We start from the raw sequence: 19709 nt of genomic DNA, 5'->3' as shown, positions 1-19709 counted from the left end.
GGGCAACTCGGGAGATAGAATCTATCTATAACGAATGTTGCGAACTTGATATTAATAATCATCCTTGGAAGCATTTTTAAACCTTTCCTTTGCCTCCTGAAAAGCATTACGCATCACCTTTTTAATCTTGTCAGGATCTGGTTTTTTGCCCCCCACCAAATCACCAAAATAAGCACAAGCGCCCTCTCCCAAACCCCAGGTATAGGCGGCTGCCCAGGAAGCCGCTACCACACTACCAAAGCCCGGAATAAACTTAATTAATTCCCTCCCTACCGCTTGGGCCAAAAATCCCCCAGCGATCGCACTTACAATCCCCCCAGCCTGAGAAACAGTCACATTTTGACCGTATAATTGTCCTAAAAGTCCTACCATAGAAACCTCTAGGGCAGTTAGCACAGGCATAGTGGCAAAGGGAAGGGGTACGGCCGCCACGGTGGCGGCGATGATGGAAAAGGAAAGAATATAACGTCTAGCCACCTCTTTATAAACATGGCTTAATTGTGAACCTGCTTTTTCGTCTAAGAGTTGATAAATAGTTTTCGATTCAGCTTCGGGCAACAACTGCGCCAAATTATCCACCATGGTATCTAAACCATAAAATACAGGATCATAACCGTCTTCCTCGAGGGTAAAATCAATCATTATGGTGCGATCGTACAAACCTACAAAATTATTTTTTATCTCCTCAAAAGCCCTTTTTACATCTACTAAATCGGGAGGATAAGGAGGATGATTTTCCACATCCACAGGATATAATTCATGAAGGGAAGTCACCGCCAACAAACAAGGTATTTGGGGATATTTTTTCCTCAGATTTAAAGCCACTTGCTTGAGGCTATCGGTGGCAAAATCATTGATTTTAACGGTTAAGATAATTATTCTTGCTTTACCTGTTTCTTGATCTAATTCTTGGCTTAATTCTTCAATAATCGCTTCGGTATTATTTTCCACATCTCCTAAACCCACAGTATCGGTAAAAATCAACAGGGGTAAATCCTCGGAAGGATAAGCATATCTTTCGGTGTATTGGGTATGGGGGCGAAAACCCTGCCCCACAATGTCTGCCCCTACTCCCGTTAATCCCCTGACAATGGAACTTTTACCTGCTTGGGGTTTGCCAATCAGGAGGGCTTCGGTGGTGGGAAGTTGCGATCGCACCGATTCCAAAATTTCAGCAACCTGAGCTTCATCAACTCGAAATAAATTAATGGTTTTATTAGCAATACGTTTTATCGGTTGAAACTTCATGGACAAACTTCCTCACGAACCAAGATTAAATAAATTTTCATGGAATCTTCATTAACAATTTTAAGATTTTTTACCATTAACCCCCACATTATCAATGAATTATCGGGTTAATAAGTGTGATATAATAGTTATGTAAATATAAGTAAAATTACATAAAAAACCCAACAATCCAGCAAAAAACTATAAAATATTATTAAAGGTAAAGTTAAAATAAACTTGTTTACCTAAATTAATAAAAGTTAACTTTTACCATTTAACCCATTGCCTTAGGCATAAAATTTACGGATTTATTATGTTAGCAAGATTTTTACAACCTCTTCATCGGTTCGGACAACAAAAAGGATTAAATCCCCGTCATTGTTACTGACATCAACTCACATCACAGATTGCTCAATCAATTATCGGGAGATAAAAAGTATGATTTCCATGGCAAAACCCCTTCATTTTGGGCGATGGCGAACCGTCAGTTTTCCTTCAACCCTCTATCTCTGTCCTGTGTTGGATTTATTATTGACAAATATTCCTGAAGAACTCCATCCAGAAATTCGCTTAGGCTTACAAGAAGCCCTTGTCAATGCGGCTAAACATGGTAATGGTTTAGATCCTAGTAAGCCCGTTGTGGTGAAGTTTTCCTATCATAAAGGGGAGTATTCTTGGTTGATTTGTGATCAAGGGGCTGGTTTTTGTGAGTGTGAATGTGGCTCAAAGGCAGAACATTTGCCCCCAGAGGAGGCGGAAAATGGTCGGGGTTTATGTATGTTGCATCATATTTTTGACCGAGTTTTATGGAATAAACAGGGTACTCAAGTAAAACTTTGTAAACAAGTACATCATCATTACTTTCCCCGCAAAGCCTCCTCCGCTTTTTAGGGGATTTTTTTTGAGTCTTAGGAATTATGGCGATCGCCATGGCTAGGGCATGGTAAAGGATTAATGGTTTTATTTAACCATCCTTGGGCTTGATTAATTCGTTCGAGGGCTTCTTCTGGTTGATTGTTTAACAGGAATACTAAACTAGAAGCTAATTGTTGCCCTGCTTGGGCTTTACGGTTATTTTTTTGCTTATGCCAATCATAGGAACTAATGGTCATTTTTTCTGCCAAAAGTTGGGCTAATTCGAGGGTGGTTAATTCGGTAATGGTTTTACTGTTTGATGAGATAGTCATGTTGTACAATTTAATGGGTCGTTTATTTTTTATTGTAGAATGTCTGACCATCAAACCTCCTCCACTGACCATGATGATTTTGATCTCGGTGCCGCTATTTTTGAGTTAGAAAGTGCGATCGCCCGACTAAAAGAACGTTACCATCAGGTAGAAACCGACAAAAATCGTCAGCAAGAACTAGAAACAGAAAAACAAGAACTAGAAAAACAACTGAAAAGAAACCCTCAAAACTCCATCAAAAGTGAAATTCAACTAATTAACCAAGAATTAGAAGAAATAGAAGTAAGACTCGAGAGCGAATTATTCAAGTGGAGTAGTTTAAAAGAACCCTTCTGGCAGATAATTAGATTTGGAGGATTAGGCATCATCATTGGTTGGATACTTAAAACCCTTAGCATTTAAGTAAAATTTACCCCAATCATATTCCCCGTAAAGATATGTAATAGGCTAAATTAAAAAATGCTATAATCGAGCCGAGGAAAACACTAAACATAAAAAGGGCGAACGATGGGACTCGAACCCACGAATGGCGGAACCACAATCCGCTGCCTTAACCACTTGGCCACGCTCGCCATCACGGTTATACATTATAACATAAAAACATTAAAATAGTCTAGGTAACTTGCCATTTTTTTTATGAACCATCTTTCCCCATCAAAAAGTCTTCCCCTATCCACCATTGCCATTGTTAGTGGCACAATTTTGGCTATTTTTGGGGGAATCTTGATGTTTACCAACCCCAATCAAAGACAATATGAAGAATTTGCCGAAGAAAAATTATCCCTTTACGCCAAAGAAAACCTTTGTCAAGCAGGGGCGCCAGCATTAGATCAAGTCCTTAAGAGTCAAGTATGTCATATGATGGTAGAAGCGGGGAAAAGACAGATTCCAAGGGTAGTAAGAGAGACAACCCAAAGAAAAAACTATATGCTTTTGAGTATTTATGAAACCAACCTCTACCTTTACCAATTTAGAACCATTGGTGTGTTTAATAATTTTTATGTCTTAAACGTAGATCAACTATATGATCAGAATTAACGATTGTATTGTAAAAAATGACTAATTATGGCGGAAAATACTAAGCTAGATCAAGAAGCACAACAGGCAGAATACACCCGTAATCCTCCTTGGGGTACAGTTACTCTTTTAGAAGAAGGGCCTTATTATCGCATTAATCGTATTACCGTTAAACCGGGTCATCATATTAGTACCCAAATGCACTATCATCGTAGCGAACATTGGGTAGTGGTAGCTGGTACAGCGAAGGTTATTTTTAACGGGGAAGAAAGGTTACTATTACCAAAACAATCCACCTATGTACCTATGAGTATCCGTCATCGGGTGGAAAATCCGGGGGTTGTCCCTCTAGTGATGATTGAGATTCAAAATGGGGAATATTTGGGGGATGATGATATTATTCGTTTTGAAGATGCTGAGAATAATTGACAATTATTCTTTTTTCTTTCATTCTCTAATAATTTAGAGAAATTTAATCTGCAATCTAAAACCTATCCATAATTATCTCGAACTGAAGTTATTTAAGGGCTAATCTTTCATCCTCTACAGTGACATGGATTGTTTCCCCCTCCTTAAACTCTCCTTTGAGGATAGCCTTGGCGATCGCAGTTTCGAGGTATCTTTGTACTGCCCGTTTAAGGGGACGAGCGCCATATACAGGATCATAACCAATGTCGGCAAGAAAATCGAGCGCTTCATCAGCAATATCGAGAGATAGTTTTTGTTCGCCCAATCTTTCCCGTAAACGATTTACCTGTAAATTGACAATATGGCGTAACTGAGATTTTTGGAGACTGTGGAAAATGATAATTTCATCAATACGGTTGAGAAACTCAGGACGGAAATTATCGCGCATGGCATCCATCACCCTTGTGCGCATGGTTTCGTATTGGGCATCATCCCCAGCTAAATCAAGGATATACTGAGAACCGATATTACTGGTCATGATGATGATAGTATTTTTAAAATCCACCGTGCGCCCTTGGGAATCCGTTAACCTTCCATCATCAAGGATTTGTAACATCACATTGAATACGTCGGGATGGGCTTTTTCAATCTCATCAAACAGTACCACAGAATAAGGACGACGGCGAATCGCCTCGGTGAGTTGTCCTCCTTCCTCGTAGCCCACATATCCTGGGGGCGCTCCCATGAGACGGGATACGGTATGTTTTTCCATATATTCTGACATATCAATACGCACGATCGCATCTTCGGTGTCAAATAAAATCTGGGCAAGGGCTTTGGCTAACTCCGTTTTGCCCACCCCTGTGGGCCCTAGAAAGATGAAACTAGCGGTAGGACGATTGGGATCTGCTAACCCTGCCCTGGAACGCTGTATGGCTTCAGAAACCGCCGTTACAGCCTCTTCTTGACCTACTACCCTTTCATGGAGTTGATCTTCAAGGTGTAATAATTTTTCTTTCTCTGATTCTACCAGTTTACTGATGGGAATACCCGACCATTTCGAGATAATTTCGGCGATGTCGGCTTCCTCCACTTCTTCCCGTAACAGGGATTTTCCGCTAGTTTGTTTCTCGCTCAAGAGGGCTTCTTTTTTTGCTAACTCTTTTTGCACTTGAGCTAGTTTGCCATAACGTAATTCTGCGGCTTTATTATAATCATAATTTCTTTCGGCCTGTTGAATTTCCACGTTAATTTGTTCTAGGGATTCGCGCAGGGTACGAATTTGATCGATGATTTCTTTTTCACTCTGCCACTGAGCATTAAAAGAGCTTTGTTTTTCCTTCAAGTTTGCCAATTCTTGCTCTAATTTTTGTCTCCTTTCAATAGAAGCCCAATCATCCTCTTTTTTGAGGGATAAACGCTCCATTTCTAGCTGTAAAATTTTGCGATCAATTTCGTCTAATTCCTCTGGTTTTGAGGTAATTTCCATCTTTAATTTAGCGGCTGATTCATCCACCAAATCAATGGCTTTATCAGGTAAGAAGCGATCGCTTATATACCTATCCGAAAGCATCGCCGCCGCCACCAAAGCACTATCGGCAATTTTCACCCCGTGATGGACTTCGTAACGCTCTTTTAAACCTCGTAAAATAGATACGGTATCGATTACATTGGGTTCGCCCACAAATACCGATTGAAAACGTCTCTCCAGTGCTGCATCTTTTTCGATATACTTACGGTATTCATCAAGGGTAGTAGCACCAATACAACGTAATTCGCCTCTGGCTAACATGGGTTTGAGGAGATTTCCTGCATCCATCGCCCCTTGGGTTGCCCCTGCACCGACTACGGTATGGATTTCATCGATGAAAAGAATAATATTACCCTCGGATTCGGTGACTTCCTTTAAAACGGCTTTCAGTCTTTCTTCAAACTCCCCTCGATATTTTGCCCCTGCAATGAGCGCCCCCATGTCCAAGCCGATGAGGGTACGATCTAACAATGATTCTGGTACATCACGGTTAATGATACGCTGGGCAAGTCCTTCCACAATGGCGGTTTTACCTACCCCCGGTTCACCGATTAATACGGGATTATTTTTGGTGCGGCGAGAAAGTATCTGAATAGTACGGCGTACTTCATCATCACGACCAATGACAGGATCGAGTTTTCCTGCTCGGGCTAATTGGGTTAAATCTCGTCCATATTTTTGCAAAGATTCGTATTTCCCTTCGGGGTTTTGATCGGTCACTTTTTGAGTTCCTCTAATTTCTTTAATAATAGTTTTGAGTTTGTTTTCATTTAGGTTGAATTCTTTTAATAAATTCTTACCAAAACGGTCATCTTTTGCATAGGCTAGGATGATATGTTCTATGGAGATAAAATCGTCTTTAAATTCCTTGCGATAATTTTCTGCTTGGTCTAAAAGACGATCTAATGCTCTGCCTAAATAGACTGATTCACCGATGTTTTTAACTTTAGGTTGACTGTTAATAAATTGTTCGGTTTTATCTTGTAAACGACTGATACTCGCATCGGTTTTGTTAAAAATACTAACAGCAAGTCCTTTTTGTTCTAATAATGCCTTAAATAGGTGTTCTGTTTCTATCTGTTGATGGTTGTTTTCTTTGGCTATGTCTGGGGTACGTGCGATCGCACTCCAAGCCTTTTCGGTGAATTGTTGTGGGTTATTGGGTTGCATTTTCTGTATAAAAATAAAAATAAGGTTGAGTGATAATTGAGGTTTCAGGTATGAAACAATTAACAAATCCCATTATTTTCTCCTACCCTTTGCCTGATTTCACCCTAATTTAATTTTACTGGCATAGATGAGCTATTATAGGACGGAATTCCCTACATGAATAATGGAAAATAGAGAATTGACAATAAATAATGAAGATCTGCTCAACAAATCAAACATTACAAATATCATTAGTTTGGGCATACTAGAAATATCAAAAAAATAGACAAAAATACAATTATCCATTGTCAATGAATATCATCTATGGATTTGCGCATAAATTACGATATAGTAATGAGTTAAATTAACCATTGATAATTTAGCTCTTTTTTTGTATGCGTATAGCCTTATTTACTGAAACATTTTTACCGAAAGTAGATGGTATTGTTACCCGTTTAAAACATACCGTTGAACATCTACAAAAACAAGGAGATGAGGTGTTGATTTTCTCTCCTGAAGGTGGATTGAAGGAGTATAAAGGAGCAAAAATTAATGGTATAAAAGGGATTCCTTTGCCTTTATATCCTGAATTAAAATTGGCTATTCCTAATCCTTCTATTCGTTTCGCATTACAAAGATTTAAGCCTGATTTAGTTCATGTAGTTAATCCTGCGGTGTTGGGGGTTGGGGGTATCTATTACGCCAAAAAATTAGATATTCCCCTAGTAGCTTCCTATCATACCCATTTACCGCAATATCTCCATCATTATAATGTGGGTGCTTTGGAAGGATTATTATGGGAGTTATTGAAGTTAGCCCATAATCAAGCCCAATTAAATTTGTGTACTTCCACGGCAATGGTTAATGAGTTGGTAAATCATGGTATTGAAAGGGTTGATTTGTGGCAAAGGGGCGTAGATACCGATTCATTTCACCCTAGTTTAGTATCTAAGGATATGCGCGATCGCCTTTCTGAAGGTAATCCTGATGATCCGCTGTTATTATATGTAGGTAGGGTATCGGCAGAAAAAGAAATTGACAAAATTAAACCTGTGTTAGAAAGTATCCCCAATGCAAGGTTGGCTATTGTGGGTAATGGCCCGGCTAGGGCGGAATTAGAGCAGTTTTTTGCGGGTACAAATACCAATTTTGTGGGCTATCTTCATGGTAAGGAGTTAGGAGAAGCCTATGCTTCCGCCGATGCTTTTATATTCCCTTCTTCCACCGAAACCCTCGGCTTAGTGTTACTCGAAGCCATGGCGGCTGGTTGCCCTGTGGTGGCCGCTAGAAAGGGCGGGATTCCTGATATTGTCACCGATGGGGTAAATGGTTATATGTTTGAACCTGATGATCCTCAAGGGGCGATCGCCGCTACCCAAAGATTATTAGCCCAAAAAGACGAAAGAGAAGCATTGAGGCAAAATGCTCGTTTAGAAGCCGAAAAATGGGGCTGGGCGGCTGCTACCCGTCAATTACAAAACTATTATCAAGGGGTGCTATCTTCCTCTGATAAAGATCTTTTAGCGGCTTAATTTGGAGCTTAGGTGTTAGGTGAAAAAAATCAATTTATAGGGCAAAAAAATCCTGAGCTTTAACAGTTAACTCGGGAAATAAGGTCGATTTAATGAGATCATTTTTTTGATATTCTGTTACCTCATAAAAACCGTCTATTAATATTAAAATAGAAACCCTTTCTAATTCTGGATCAATAATCCAATATTCAGGGATTTCCCTAACGGCATATTCCGAACGTTTGTAACGGTAATCATCTTGTTTATTATTGGCACTAACAATTTCCACTGCTAAGATAGGTGCGCTGTTTAAAACTGCCGTTTTCATTTGACGAATTTCTTGACATTGTTGAGATGATAAAATAGTTAAGTCTGGAATTCTTGATTTATTTTCCGCTGTTCTAACTCCCACTGTGCCTGGCATTACTTTAAAATCTAATTTTAGTCGCTCTATTTCTTTTTCAAATAATTTAAAAATAAAATGCAAAATCAAAGCATGAAAACCAATAGCAGTAGGCATTAAAATCAATTCTCCATTAACTAATTCATACTTGCTATCTGTACCATCGCTAAAAGTTAAATACTCATCAAAGGAGTAGGTTTTTCCTAAAGATTGAACCATCGTTAATCATACCCCTAATATTTTTTTTATTGTAACTAATTAATCTATGTTCTTTTGATAGCATGTTCTTTTGAAATAAAATACCTATTCATGAAAGTTTTAAGTTTGATTGAGGTTTCAGGTTGTGGATCAAAAAATGAGACTATCTTAGCGGGTTAATCAACGAGAAAATTAATTAACATAGTGTTTTGGTAAATGATTTTCTATGGTGATTCAAAACAAATCACAAATCCCATACTATGCTAATAATAAAAATATAGGTATAGTAGCAATTGAGAGAGATTAAATAATTATCTATGTCAACCCTTGTCATCGTCGAGTCGCCAACCAAAGCAAAAACCATCCGTAACTATCTACCCAAGGATTTCATTGTTGAAGCATCCATGGGGCATATCCGAGATTTACCATCTTCGGCCGAGGAAATTCCTGCCCAGTATAAACAGTTTGATTGGGCAAGGTTGGGGGTAAATGTGGAAAATGATTTTGAGCCTATTTATGTAATTCCTAAGGGGAAAAATAAAAAGGTACAGGAGTTAAAAAAACTGTTGAATGGTGCCGATGAGTTGATTCTGGCGACGGATGAAGATAGGGAAGGGGAGAGTATTAGTTGGCATTTGTTACAGTTGCTCAAACCCAAAGTACCTATTAAACGCATGGTTTTCCATGAAATTACCAAGGAAGCGATTCAAAAGGCGTTATCTAATTGCCGAGATATTGATGAAAATTTGGTTCATGCCCAAGAAACTCGTCGTATTTTAGATCGGCTGGTGGGTTATACCCTTTCTCCTTTGTTGTGGAAAAAAATTGCCCGTGGTTTGTCGGCCGGAAGGGTGCAATCGGTGGCGGTGCGTCTTTTGGTGCAAAGGGAAAGGTTGAGAAGGGCTTTTAATAGTGCTTCCTATTGGGATTTGAAGGCTTTGTTAAACCATGAAAAAATTGACTTTGAGGCGAAATTAAGCACCTTGGCGGGGCAAAAACTGGCTACAGGAAGCGATTTTGATCCCGATACGGGTAAGTTGATTAAGGGAAAAAAAGTAACGGTTTTAGATGAGCAAGGGGCGATCGCCCTTAAGGACAGATTAGACGGCAAACCTTGGACGGTTACCGATACCGAGGAAAAACCCACCACCAGAAAACCCTACGCCCCTTTTACCACCTCCACCCTGCAACAGGAGGCTAACCGCAAACTAGGACTAGGGGCAAGGGATACCATGCGCATTGCCCAAAGCCTATATGAAAATGGCTACATTACCTATATGCGTACCGATTCGGTACATCTATCGGATCAGGCGATCGCCGCTGCCCGTAGCTGTGTAGAACAAATGTACGGCAAAGAATATTTAAGCTCTAAACCCCGACAGTATAAAACCAAAGCCAAAGGCGCTCAGGAAGCCCACGAAGCCATCCGCCCTGCGGGTAATACCTTTCGCATTCCCAAGGAAACTGGGTTAAAAGATCGAGAATTAGCGCTCTACGACCTGATCTGGAAACGTACCGTTGCTTCTCAAATGGCAGAAGCGAGATTGACCCAAATCGCCGTTAATATTCAGGTAGAAGATGCGGTTTTTCGTTCCTCGGGTAAAAGGATCGATTTCCCTGGTTTTTTCCGTGCCTATGTGGAAGGTTCAGACGATCCCGAAGCGGCGCTCGAAAACCAAGAGGTTATTTTGCCTAACTTAAAACAGGGCGATCGCCCCGACTGCAAAGAATTAGACGTAGTCAACCACCAAACCCAACCCCCCGCCCGTTATACCGAGGCATCCCTAGTCAAAACCCTCGAAACCGAAGGGGTAGGCCGTCCTAGTACCTACGCCAGTATTATCAGCACCATCATTGATCGAGGTTATGCCCAACTGCGCTCTAAAGCCCTCATACCCACCTTTACCGCCTTTGCCGTGGTTAGTTTGTTAGAACAAAACTTCGAGGAATTAGTGGATACCAAATTCACTTCAAAAATGGAGCAAAGCCTTGATGAAATTGCCGCCGGCCAAGAGCAGTGGATTCCCTACCTCAAAAACTTCTATCTAGGAGATCAAGGATTACAAAACCAAGTTAAAACAAGGGAAACAGAAATCGATCCTAGTCAGGCAAAGGCGATCGCCCTTGAAAACCTCGATGTACAGGTCAAAATAGGACGTTTCGGCGCTTACCTAGAAGCCCAAAGGGGAGAAGACGTAGTCAAATCCTCCATCCCCGAAGAACTCACCCCCTCCGATCTCAACCCCGAACAGGTGGAGATGTTGTTAAAACAAAAAATCGAAGGCCCCAAAGTCCTCGGACATCATCCCGAATCTGAAAAACCCATCTATCTGCTAATCGGTAGCTATGGCCCCTATGTGCAACTAGGAGACACCCCCGAAGGCAGAGCCAAAAAACCAAAAACCGCTTCTTTTCCCAAAGGCACAACCTTAGAAGACATCGATCTTGATTTAGCCTTGGCTTACCTTTCCTTACCCCGTACCCTCGGTGAACATCCCGACACGGGAAAACCCGTCAAAGCTAGTTTAGGTCGTTTTGGCCCCTATGTAGTCCATGATCAGGGTAAAGATGGTAAGGATTATCGTTCCCTAAAAAAAGAAGACGATCTGTTAACCATCTCCCTTGAAAGAGCTTTAGAACTTCTTGCCCAACCCAAAAGGGGCCGGGGACGCAGTGCAGGAAGTGCCAAGAAACCTTTACGGGAATTGGGTAATCATCCCGATGATGATCAACCCATCAATATCTATGATGGCCCTTATGGGGTATATTTCAAGCATGGTAAAACTAATGTTAAATTACCCGAAGGGGAAACCGCGGAGAGTATGAGTTTAGATAAGGCTTTGTTGTTGTTGAAAGATAAAGCCCCCGCTAAAAAGAAAACTACCACGAGGAAAAAGGCCACTACTACTAAAAAGAAGACCACCGCAAAAAAAACCACCACTCGTAAGAAAAAAACTGAGGATGGTTGATATATTTACTTGCTGTGTGATTTATTACACGGCTAACCCCATATTTTGGTTAGGAAATAATATCGAATAATATTAAGATTATTCCTAAAATAAAACAACCAATCATTCCATATTGAAGTAAATTTTGATTGTTTTCATAATCTGAATTAAGTTCTTCTTCTGTTTTTAAAGAAACTAAAAAAGGTTCATTATTGGTCGGTTTTGTTATTCTTAATTCCCCTGTTTCATCACTGGCATTCCCCAAAATTAATACTTCTCGATTAATGGGTAAAATGAACTCTTGGTAACGATAACCGAGAGTATGGGTGTTATAACTATCATTTCTAATTAAGAAAGAAAAATTACCAAATTGAAGCATTCCCCCCGCTGGTTGTTCTGTTCTAAATTCATCTACTATTTTGATGGTGTCAAATTTTGCACCTTGAGGATTGATGGTAATTGTGCCTGTTTTATCTTCTAAAATGAATGGGGTTGAGCGCTGGTTTTGAGTGATGGTTTCAGATTTTCTGACGGTTTTTTCGATGGTTTTTCCTTCGCTATCTTGCGATCGCACTTTTTCTTCATACTCCCGTTGTACTAGCATACGATAATAAACACATGGCTCTTGTCTGATTTCCGATATTAAAGGCTCATCGACGCTAATTTTTCCCCACAGTTTCACATAATCACGCCAATTACCCCCCCCAATCTCTTGGGTAATAGCGTCACAGGTAGTGTGTAATTCGTTGATGTCTGTTAATCTTGCAGAGAGTAGGCTTCCATGGCTTTTTGCTTGTGCCTGTTTGACAAAAAATAAGATAAGGGCGATCGCCACTAAAATAAATCCAAAAATACCCATAGTAAAAATATAAAAATAACCTTAAAAATAAACCATATTAATTGTATTTCACAAAGTAACAGTTAAACTGAACAAAAAAGTCTTTGTAATAAAAAATAACAAACACCAATACAATGCTAAAAGAAACTTGGAAAAAACTACAAAATGGCTCGGATATAAGAGGAGTTGCCCTAGAAGGAATAGAAGGAGAAAAAGTTAATTTAACCCCAGAAATAATTAAAATTCTAGGAAAAAGTTTTAGTCAATGGCTAAGTCAAAATCTACACAAAAAACCATCACAATTAACCATTGCTATCGGTAGAGATAGTCGTTTATCAGGGGAAACTTTATCTCAAAGTATTTGCCATGCCATCAGTGAATTAGGGGTAACAGTATATAACTTTGAAATGGCTTCCACCCCAGCCATGTTTATGAGTACCATTGATACCGAATTAAACTGCGATGGCGCTATTATGATTACTGCTAGTCATCTTCCTTTTAATCGTAATGGGTTAAAGTTTTTCAGCAAACAAGGAGGTTTAGAAAAACAAAATATTACAGACATTTTAACCATAGCCCAAGAAAATAACTTTATTTCTACTACCCCAAAAGGCCAGATAATTGATTATGATTTTATGGCCAAATATGCAAACTTATTTGTTGTACAAATAAGAAAATCTGTTAATCATCCAGAACATTTTGAATACCCCCTCAAAGACTTAAAAATCATAGTTGATGCAGGAAACGGGGCAGGAGGATTTTTTGCCGAAAAAGTATTAAAACCCCTTGGGGCAGACATTACAGGAAGTCAATTTTTAGAACCTGATGGCACATTCCCTAATCATATTCCTAACCCTGAAAACCAAGAAGCCATGAATTCTATTTGTGAAGCAGTGGTTAAAAATAAAGCAGATTTTGGTATCATTTTCGATACTGATGTGGATAGAAGTGCCGCCGTTGATAACACAGGAAAAGAGTTAAATCGTAACCGTTTAATTGCTTTAATTTCAACCATTATTTTACAAGAGCATCCCCAATCTACCATAGTCACCGACTCTATTACATCAGAGGGTTTAACTAAATTTATTGAACAGAATTTAGGAGGCAAACACCATCGTTTTAAACGGGGTTATAAAAATGTGATAAATGAAGCTCAAAGGTTGAATAATGAAAACATAGAGTCATGGTTAGCCATTGAAACGTCTGGCCATGCGGCTTTGAAGGAAAATTATTTTCTTGATGATGGAGCTTATTTAGTTACTAAGTTATTAATAAAATTAGCAGAATTAAAGTTAGAAAATAAATCTTTAAGTGACTTAATTAACAATTTAGAAGAACCCTTAGAAAGTCAAGAAATTAGACTAACAATAAAAGTAGATAATTTTAAAGAATATGGCAATGATGTTATTGAAAAATTAAAAATATTTGCTGATCAACAAGATGACTGGCAAATTGTTCCCAATAATTATGAAGGGGTGAGAATTCGTTGTCTATCTGAACAGGAAAAAGGTTGGTTTTTGTTACGTTTATCCCTTCATGATCCCGTCATTCCTATTAATATTGAGTCGAATGTTAAAGGAGGATTAGAAAAGATTACTACTCGATTATTTACTTTCTTGGAATCATTTTCAGCTTTAGAAAAATAGTTTTCTTAACCTAAGTCAAGTTGTCAATAACAATTTTTTAGTAATTATGAGATAGGAAGTAGATATTTTTTGAGCAGTTCCTTTATCTTAACCAAAATTAGTTCATTAACAAGTGATTGATTTAGGGTAAAATTTTGTTTGTTAAAAATTATTTATGGTTTATACATTAATGGATTTAAAGGCACTCATTAGAGACATACCCGATTTCCCTAAACCAGGTATTATGTTTCGTGATATTACTACTCTTTTAAGAGATTCTCAAGGATTAACCCATGTGGTTGATCAATTAACTAATCAATGTCACAATCTTGATGATAAACCAGAATATATTGTAGGAATTGAATCAAGGGGGTTTATTTTTGCCCCGACTTTAGCTTACCAGTTAGGAGTAGGTTTTATTCCTGTGCGCAAAAAAGGTAAGTTACCTGCTCAGGTGCATTCCATCGAGTATAACTTAGAGTATGGCACAGATACCCTCGAAGTGCATCAAGATGCTGTCCATGAGGGGGCTAAAGTGATGATTGTTGATGATGTCATTGCCACTGGTGGCACGGCTAAGGCGACGGCGGATTTATTAACTCGCATTGGTTGTGATGTGGTTAGTTTCGGTTTTATTGTGGAGTTGAAGGGTTTGAATGGCCGTAGTTTGTTGCCTGATGTACCTATGGTTACTTTGGTTGAATATGATTAATTTAAAGTCTAGGATAATAGTTGTCAGTATGGTAGGGGACGTACCATGGTACGTCCGTACAGGTTTTAGGTGACAGGTTGCAGGTGGCAGATTAAAAATACGAAAAGTTTTTATTAGGTTATTGAGGAAGTGAAAATAAAACCGTTAATTAACATAGAGTTTTTCTAAATTTTTGAATCTTATACCTGATACCTCAAACCAAAAACTAATTATCTTTTTTTTGCTTAACATCATATTCAAAAAAATTATCACTATTGCCTGTTCCCCGTTCCCTATTCCCTTAAATGATATAATTGTTAAGAAATAATAAGCAAAATTGAGGAAACAAAAATGCCCCATACCATTGTGACAGATGTTTGCGAAGGAATCGCAGACTGCGTTTCAGCTTGTCCAGTTGCTTGTATCCATGAGGGAGAGAGTAAGAATGTCAAAGGTACAGATTGGTATTGGATTGATTTTGATACCTGTATTGATTGTGGAATTTGTATTCAAGTTTGCCCTGTAGAGGGTGCTATCCTTCCTGAAGAGCGTCCTGAGTTACAAAAAATGTCTTAATTTGGGGAAATTTGATCCCCCTAACCCCCTTAATAAGGGGGAAGCATATCTGAAGGTTTTGCTCACTTCTAGCTTATTATTCAATTTTATGATGATTATTGGTTTTGATCCGGGTAGGGATAAATGTGGTTTAGCGGTGGTGGACAACTATAAGGAAATCTTATTTAGATCTGTGGTGGATTCCTCAAGGGCGATCGCCTTTATCCAAGATTTAATCGCAAAATATAGCCCTTCACTGCTGGTAATGGGTAATCAAACCACCTCTAAGCAATGGAAGACACAGTTAGAAGATAATATAAACCTATCAATTGTCCTCGTGGACGAAAAAAATAGTTCCCTAGAAGCAAAAGAAAGATATTGGGTATTTAATCCCCCTCGAGGGTTAGGAAAGTTAATTCCTCTGGGTTTAAGAATACCTCCTGAACCTATCGACGATATTGTAGCAGTGATTTTGATTGAGAGATATTGGCAGACGCAAAATCCTTAGTATCAGGTTGACAACGCCCCTATCATTAAAGACAAAATTTTAGTATGATGGTAGGTTTGTCTGGACAATGAACAATGGACAATGGATAATGAACGATGGTTAAATTTTATTCAAGTAGTAAAAATATGATTTTCCCTTGCCTTTTGACTAAATAAAAGGGAATATAACTTAGTATTTTTACAAAACATTTAGGGCTATCTAATCCTTATAAAACTAACATCCCCAAGATAATTTCCATATTGAAATTTATATAAAAAATTATGAGAACTAACTATTGTGGCGAAGTGCGCCGAGAACATATTGACAAGACTATCACCGTTTGCGGTTGGGTTGATCGTCGTCGGGATCATGGTGGTGTAATCTTTATTGACCTGCGCGATCGCACCGGGGTTGTGCAAATAGTCAGTGATCCTCAACGTACTCCCCAATCATACCAAAATGCTGATACTTTGCGTAACGAATATGTAGTTAGAATCACTGGCACCGTCAGCCAACGTCCTCCCGAATCCCTTAACCCCAAATTACCCACAGGGGAAATCGAAATCTATGCCACCGAAATCGAGATATTAAACGCCGTTGGTAAGCAATTGCCCTTCCAAGTGTCCACCGAAGAAGAAAATCTTAGGGAAGATTTAAGGCTTAAATATCGTTACCTGGATTTGAGAAGACATCGGATGACCAACAACTTAACCCTACGTCATCAGGTAGTAAAAGCCATGCGCCGATTCCTCGAAGATCAAGAAAACTTTATGGAAATCGAAACCCCCGTCTTAACCAAATCCACCCCCGAAGGGGCGAGGGATTATCTAGTACCTTCTCGGGTAAACGAAGGACAATGGTATGCCCTGCCCCAGTCTCCCCAGTTGTTTAAACAATTGTTGATGGTGTCAGGATTTGACCGTTATTATCAAATTGCCCGTTGTTTCCGTGATGAGGATTTGAGAGCCGATAGACAGCCCGAATTTACTCAGTTGGATATGGAAATGAGTTTTATGAGTGAAGACGAGATAATTGAGCTTAACGAGGCTTTAATCTGTCATATCTTCAAAACTGTCAAAAATATTGATTTACCACGCCCCTTCCCCCGTCTAACCTACGCGCAGTCAATGGATAAGTATGGGTGCGATCGCCCCGATACCCGTTTTGGATTAGAATTAGTAGATGTTTCCGACATCATGGAAAATTCAGGATTCAAAGTATTTTCAGGGGCAATTAAAAACGGCGGTATCGTCAAAGTATTACCCATCCCCCAAGGCAACGACAAAATATCCAACGTCAGAATTAAACCGGGTGGAGACTTATTCACCGAAGCCACCATCGCAGGGGCAAAAGGTATCGCCTACATTCGAGTTAGGGATAACGGCGAAATCGACACCATTGGTGCTATCAAAGATAACTTGAGTGAAGAGCAAAAACAAGAATTACTCACCCGCACAGGGGCAAAACCGGGGCATCTTCTCCTCTTTGGCGCGGGAGATACTCCCACGGTCAATAAATCCCTAGATCGTTTACGCTTAATAATAGGAGAGCAATTGGGCTTAATTGATGAGGATAAAATTAACCTCGTTTGGATTACCGAATTTCCCATGGTGGAATGGAATGCGGACGAAAACCGTTACGAAGCCTTACACCATCCCTTTACTGCCCCTAACCCCGAAGATTTGGACGACTTAGCCACCGCTAGGGCTTTAGCCTATGACTTAGTCTTAAACGGCATTGAAATCGGCGGGGGTAGTCTGAGGATTTATCAACGAGAAGTACAGGAGAAGGTATTTAAAACCATTGGTTTATCGATGGAAGAAGCCCAAGAAAAATTCGGTTTTCTCCTCGAAGCCTTTGAATATGGTACACCTCCCCATGGTGGTATTGCCTACGGTTTAGATCGTTTGGTAATGTTATTGGCAAAAGAGGATTCTATCCGGGATGTTATCGCTTTCCCCAAAACTCAACAAGCTAGTTGTTTGTTAACTGAAGCACCTTCGATGGTTGATAATAAGCAACTAAAAGAATTACACGTTGCTTCTACTTTTAAGCCTAAATCTTAATAGTTTTATTCCCCCAATTTTGGGGGTTTATCTTGTCACTACTTTTTCTGGTAAAAGTATCATCATTAGATAACATCGAAGTAGTGTTTAAATAATATCCGCCAGATTGACAGGATTTTCTAGGTGTAGATTATGCCCTCCTGAGAGGGTGAAAATTTGAGCTTTTGCCATGGCTGTTTTTTGAGCCTCCAAATCTTGAGGACGATTAAAGGAACTATTATCACCATATACTAGGGTAATAGGTGCGCTGATGCGGGATAGCAGTTGGAGGTATTGACTACGGGGAATACTGTTAAAACCAACCCCTACTCTCGTTGCTAAGGGAGGCGCATAGGTGAATGTTACCCCACCATCCACAGGTTTAGTCATCCTCTGGGCAAGTTTGAGGGCAAAATCTTTGTCCATATTGGGGGCGGTGGTTTGCAGTCTTTGGGCGACTACTTCCACTGTTTCAAATACGGGCAGTGAAGGCACATTGAGCAGGTTATTTAATTGACTACTAATATTTTCTATGTCTTGATTACCTTTATTTTCTGCGGGTAAAATCGGCTCAACAAGGTACAATTGTTTAATTTTTTCAGGACGCATACTGGCATAAATTCCAGTTATCATCGAACCAAAAGAGTGACCTAATAAAGTTATTTTTTTATCTTTAGATAGTTCATTAATTAAACAGTCTAAATCTGCTACGAAATCAAGCAAATTATAAGCACATCCTAAACTGTTATGGTCAGATTTTCCATGACCTCGCAAATCAGGGGCAATGACGTAGTAGCCTTTTTTAGCTAAGTTTTGGGCTACTTTTTCCCATGCTAATCCTTGATCTAAAATACCATGGGTAATAAAGAGGGGAGGATTATTTTCATGACCCCAACTACTATAACAAAGGTTTAAATCTCTAATTTTAAGATATTTTTCTTGGGTTTCTATAGTTTTTAATTCATGGGGTAATTCATAGGCAAAATGTTCTGATAATTGTCGGGTGGCAGGGTTTAATAGAATGGGTAATTGAACTTTTTTCCAGTGATTGGCTAAGTTAGGATCGATGGTTTTACGACTATTAAAATTAGGATCGCCTACGGACATGGATTGTTTATATAATCCTGCGGTCATTCTTTCCCCTTCATAGGGATTTAATAATGATTTATTAAATTTAATTCCCAAAAATTTCGTGATTTTTTGCATTTCCTTTTCAGGATTAGTAACTAAATTTTCATAGTAAATAGTCAACATTTTATTACTATCTATTAATTGACCAAATTTATTAACATTATTGTTACTTTTATACCAAATGCTTTCGCCAATTTTATATGGATTTGCGTCTTTTATATCTAATAATTTGTCCATTCTCATCCGTGCAAAAGATTCAATAACAGAATATGGGTGACGAACTAGGTGGATATATTTAGCTTGAGAAAAAATATTTTCTGCGTTATAAAGGGTGTTTTTGCTATTAGCATAGGTGGGCGATTTGTCGATTAAAATACGATTTTCGCCGAGAGACTGTAGGATTTCATATACTTGGGCGATGGTCAAATTTTCCTCTACCCATTGATTAATTAATGCTTCACTTTCTTCGGCACTAATTTGTTTTAAATCCATGACGGTGCGAATTAACCCCTCTCCGAGGTGGGATGACTCTAATTCCCGTTGTCTTTCCTCCATGGTGGCAAAGGGTAGTAGATGTAATTCGGGGGGGGAAACCAAGTCGGGATGCCCTGCTAACATCACTCGTAGGAGGGTTGAACCTGAGCGCGGACTTGATAAAATAAAGGCGATAGGTTGGTGATTAGTGGGTTTAAAGGTGGGAATTTCTTCCTCGTCTTCGGGGGATGGGGAGATTCTCATCTCTTTCTGGGGGGAGATGA

The 19709-nt window shown here is 39.2% G+C and carries 17 protein-coding genes and 1 tRNA gene; 11 read left to right on the top strand and 7 right to left on the bottom strand.

Annotation, left to right across the window (positions count from 1 at the left end; translation table 11 throughout):
- Positions 1-51: 51 nt before the first annotated feature.
- Positions 52-1248 (bottom strand): GTPase family protein, encoded by a 1197-nt coding sequence (locus IQ215_RS09900; RefSeq protein ID WP_193801148.1) that lies wholly within the window; start codon positions 1246-1248, stop codon positions 52-54.
- A gap of 417 nt (positions 1249-1665) precedes the next feature.
- Between IQ215_RS09900 and IQ215_RS09895 the strand changes: the two genes are divergently transcribed.
- Positions 1666-2118 (top strand): ATP-binding protein, encoded by a 453-nt coding sequence (locus IQ215_RS09895; RefSeq protein ID WP_193801147.1) that lies wholly within the window; start codon positions 1666-1668, stop codon positions 2116-2118.
- A 17-nt stretch (positions 2119-2135) separates the two neighbouring features.
- Here IQ215_RS09895 and IQ215_RS09890 read toward each other — a convergent pair whose 3' ends face one another.
- Positions 2136-2414: a DUF6439 family protein gene (locus IQ215_RS09890; RefSeq protein WP_193801146.1), complete on the bottom strand. Its 279-nt coding sequence runs from the start codon at positions 2412-2414 to the stop codon at positions 2136-2138.
- Between the two features lie 39 nt (positions 2415-2453).
- Between IQ215_RS09890 and IQ215_RS09885 the strand changes: the two genes are divergently transcribed.
- Positions 2454-2816 (top strand): hypothetical protein, encoded by a 363-nt coding sequence (locus IQ215_RS09885; protein WP_193801145.1) that lies wholly within the window; start codon positions 2454-2456, stop codon positions 2814-2816.
- Positions 2817-2913: 97 nt separating this feature from the next.
- Here the strand turns inward: IQ215_RS09885 and IQ215_RS09880 are convergent.
- Positions 2914-2986: transfer RNA gene (locus IQ215_RS09880), tRNA-His, on the bottom strand.
- Between the two features lie 64 nt (positions 2987-3050).
- Between IQ215_RS09880 and IQ215_RS09875 the strand changes: the two genes are divergently transcribed.
- Together IQ215_RS09875 and IQ215_RS09870 are read left to right on the top strand one after the other, a co-directional pair.
- Complete coding sequence (locus IQ215_RS09875) at positions 3051-3452, top strand: DUF4359 domain-containing protein (protein WP_193801144.1); 402 nt, start codon at positions 3051-3053, stop codon at positions 3450-3452.
- Between the two features lie 27 nt (positions 3453-3479).
- Positions 3480-3860 carry a phosphomannose isomerase type II C-terminal cupin domain gene (locus IQ215_RS09870; protein ID WP_193801143.1) on the top strand — a complete coding sequence of 127 codons (381 nt, stop codon included), beginning with the start codon at positions 3480-3482 and terminating at the stop codon, positions 3858-3860.
- 88 nt (positions 3861-3948) lie between these two features.
- Here IQ215_RS09870 and clpB read toward each other — a convergent pair whose 3' ends face one another.
- The gene (clpB, locus tag IQ215_RS09865; protein ID WP_193801142.1) at positions 3949-6540 is read right to left on the bottom strand and encodes an ATP-dependent chaperone ClpB; all 2592 of its coding nucleotides are present in this window, start codon (positions 6538-6540) and stop codon (positions 3949-3951) included.
- 374 nt (positions 6541-6914) lie between these two features.
- Here clpB and IQ215_RS09860 point away from each other — a divergent pair, with 374 nt between their 5' ends.
- Complete coding sequence (locus IQ215_RS09860; protein ID WP_193801141.1) at positions 6915-8051, top strand: glycosyltransferase; 1137 nt, start codon at positions 6915-6917, stop codon at positions 8049-8051.
- Positions 8052-8085: 34 nt separating this feature from the next.
- Here the strand turns inward: IQ215_RS09860 and IQ215_RS09855 are convergent, their stop codons facing one another.
- The gene (locus IQ215_RS09855; protein ID WP_193801140.1) at positions 8086-8652 is read right to left on the bottom strand and encodes a Uma2 family endonuclease; all 567 of its coding nucleotides are present in this window, start codon (positions 8650-8652) and stop codon (positions 8086-8088) included.
- Positions 8653-8948: 296 nt separating this feature from the next.
- Here IQ215_RS09855 and topA point away from each other — a divergent pair, with 296 nt between their 5' ends.
- The gene (topA, locus tag IQ215_RS09850) at positions 8949-11600 is read left to right on the top strand and encodes a type I DNA topoisomerase (protein WP_193801139.1); all 2652 of its coding nucleotides are present in this window, start codon (positions 8949-8951) and stop codon (positions 11598-11600) included.
- 49 nt (positions 11601-11649) lie between these two features.
- Here topA and IQ215_RS09845 read toward each other — a convergent pair whose 3' ends face one another.
- The gene (locus IQ215_RS09845; protein ID WP_193801138.1) at positions 11650-12438 is read right to left on the bottom strand and encodes an E3 ubiquitin ligase family protein; all 789 of its coding nucleotides are present in this window, start codon (positions 12436-12438) and stop codon (positions 11650-11652) included.
- Between the two features lie 113 nt (positions 12439-12551).
- Here IQ215_RS09845 and IQ215_RS09840 point away from each other — a divergent pair, with 113 nt between their 5' ends.
- The 5 genes from IQ215_RS09840 to aspS all read left to right on the top strand — a co-directional run bounded on the left by IQ215_RS09840 (position 12552) and on the right by aspS (position 17841).
- Complete coding sequence (locus IQ215_RS09840; protein ID WP_193801137.1) at positions 12552-14063, top strand: phosphomannomutase/phosphoglucomutase; 1512 nt, start codon at positions 12552-12554, stop codon at positions 14061-14063.
- A 169-nt stretch (positions 14064-14232) separates the two neighbouring features.
- Entirely contained in the window at positions 14233-14754 is a 522-nt protein-coding gene (locus IQ215_RS09835; protein WP_193801180.1) for an adenine phosphoribosyltransferase, read from the top strand.
- 330 nt (positions 14755-15084) lie between these two features.
- On the top strand, positions 15085-15309 hold the full coding sequence (locus tag IQ215_RS09830; protein WP_193801136.1) for an indolepyruvate ferredoxin oxidoreductase subunit alpha: 225 nt from the start codon (positions 15085-15087) through the stop codon (positions 15307-15309).
- Positions 15310-15397: 88 nt separating this feature from the next.
- Positions 15398-15796 (top strand): pre-16S rRNA-processing nuclease YqgF, encoded by a 399-nt coding sequence (locus IQ215_RS09825; protein ID WP_206688571.1) that lies wholly within the window; start codon positions 15398-15400, stop codon positions 15794-15796.
- A gap of 260 nt (positions 15797-16056) precedes the next feature.
- On the top strand, positions 16057-17841 hold the full coding sequence (aspS, locus tag IQ215_RS09820; protein ID WP_193801135.1) for an aspartate--tRNA ligase: 1785 nt from the start codon (positions 16057-16059) through the stop codon (positions 17839-17841).
- An 87-nt stretch (positions 17842-17928) separates the two neighbouring features.
- Here the strand turns inward: aspS and IQ215_RS09815 are convergent.
- On the bottom strand, positions 17929-19709 hold a 1781-nt coding region (locus tag IQ215_RS09815), incomplete at its 5' end, for an alpha/beta fold hydrolase (RefSeq protein ID WP_193801134.1).

The organism is Cyanobacterium stanieri LEGE 03274, from assembly GCF_015207825.1.
In the GTDB taxonomy this organism is placed as follows: Bacteria; Cyanobacteriota; Cyanobacteriia; order Cyanobacteriales; family Cyanobacteriaceae; genus Cyanobacterium; species Cyanobacterium stanieri_B.
The sequence above is the reverse complement of the archived record's forward strand: the minus strand, read 5'-3'. Positions and strand labels throughout refer to the sequence as shown.

Excerpts from the sequence above, each read along its gene's own strand:
- IQ215_RS09830 (WP_193801136.1), top strand. The coding sequence starts at position 15,085 with ATGCCCCATACCATTGTGACAGATGTTTGCGAAGGAATCGCAGACTGC.
- IQ215_RS09885 (WP_193801145.1), top strand. The coding sequence starts at position 2,454 with ATGTCTGACCATCAAACCTCCTCCACTGACCATGATGATTTTGATCTC.
- IQ215_RS09875 (WP_193801144.1), top strand. The coding sequence starts at position 3,051 with ATGAACCATCTTTCCCCATCAAAAAGTCTTCCCCTATCCACCATTGCC.
- IQ215_RS09855 (WP_193801140.1), bottom strand. The coding sequence starts at position 8,652 with ATGGTTCAATCTTTAGGAAAAACCTACTCCTTTGATGAGTATTTAACT.
- clpB (WP_193801142.1), bottom strand. The coding sequence starts at position 6,540 with ATGCAACCCAATAACCCACAACAATTCACCGAAAAGGCTTGGAGTGCG.
- IQ215_RS09895 (WP_193801147.1), top strand. The coding sequence starts at position 1,666 with ATGATTTCCATGGCAAAACCCCTTCATTTTGGGCGATGGCGAACCGTC.
- IQ215_RS09870 (WP_193801143.1), top strand. The coding sequence starts at position 3,480 with ATGGCGGAAAATACTAAGCTAGATCAAGAAGCACAACAGGCAGAATAC.
- IQ215_RS09840 (WP_193801137.1), top strand. The coding sequence starts at position 12,552 with ATGCTAAAAGAAACTTGGAAAAAACTACAAAATGGCTCGGATATAAGA.
- IQ215_RS09860 (WP_193801141.1), top strand. The coding sequence starts at position 6,915 with ATGCGTATAGCCTTATTTACTGAAACATTTTTACCGAAAGTAGATGGT.
- IQ215_RS09835 (WP_193801180.1), top strand. The coding sequence starts at position 14,233 with ATGGATTTAAAGGCACTCATTAGAGACATACCCGATTTCCCTAAACCA.
- topA (WP_193801139.1), top strand. The coding sequence starts at position 8,949 with ATGTCAACCCTTGTCATCGTCGAGTCGCCAACCAAAGCAAAAACCATC.
- IQ215_RS09900 (WP_193801148.1), bottom strand. The coding sequence starts at position 1,248 with ATGAAGTTTCAACCGATAAAACGTATTGCTAATAAAACCATTAATTTA.
- IQ215_RS09890 (WP_193801146.1), bottom strand. The coding sequence starts at position 2,414 with ATGACTATCTCATCAAACAGTAAAACCATTACCGAATTAACCACCCTC.
- IQ215_RS09825 (WP_206688571.1), top strand. The coding sequence starts at position 15,398 with ATGATGATTATTGGTTTTGATCCGGGTAGGGATAAATGTGGTTTAGCG.
- IQ215_RS09845 (WP_193801138.1), bottom strand. The coding sequence starts at position 12,438 with ATGGGTATTTTTGGATTTATTTTAGTGGCGATCGCCCTTATCTTATTT.
- aspS (WP_193801135.1), top strand. The coding sequence starts at position 16,057 with ATGAGAACTAACTATTGTGGCGAAGTGCGCCGAGAACATATTGACAAG.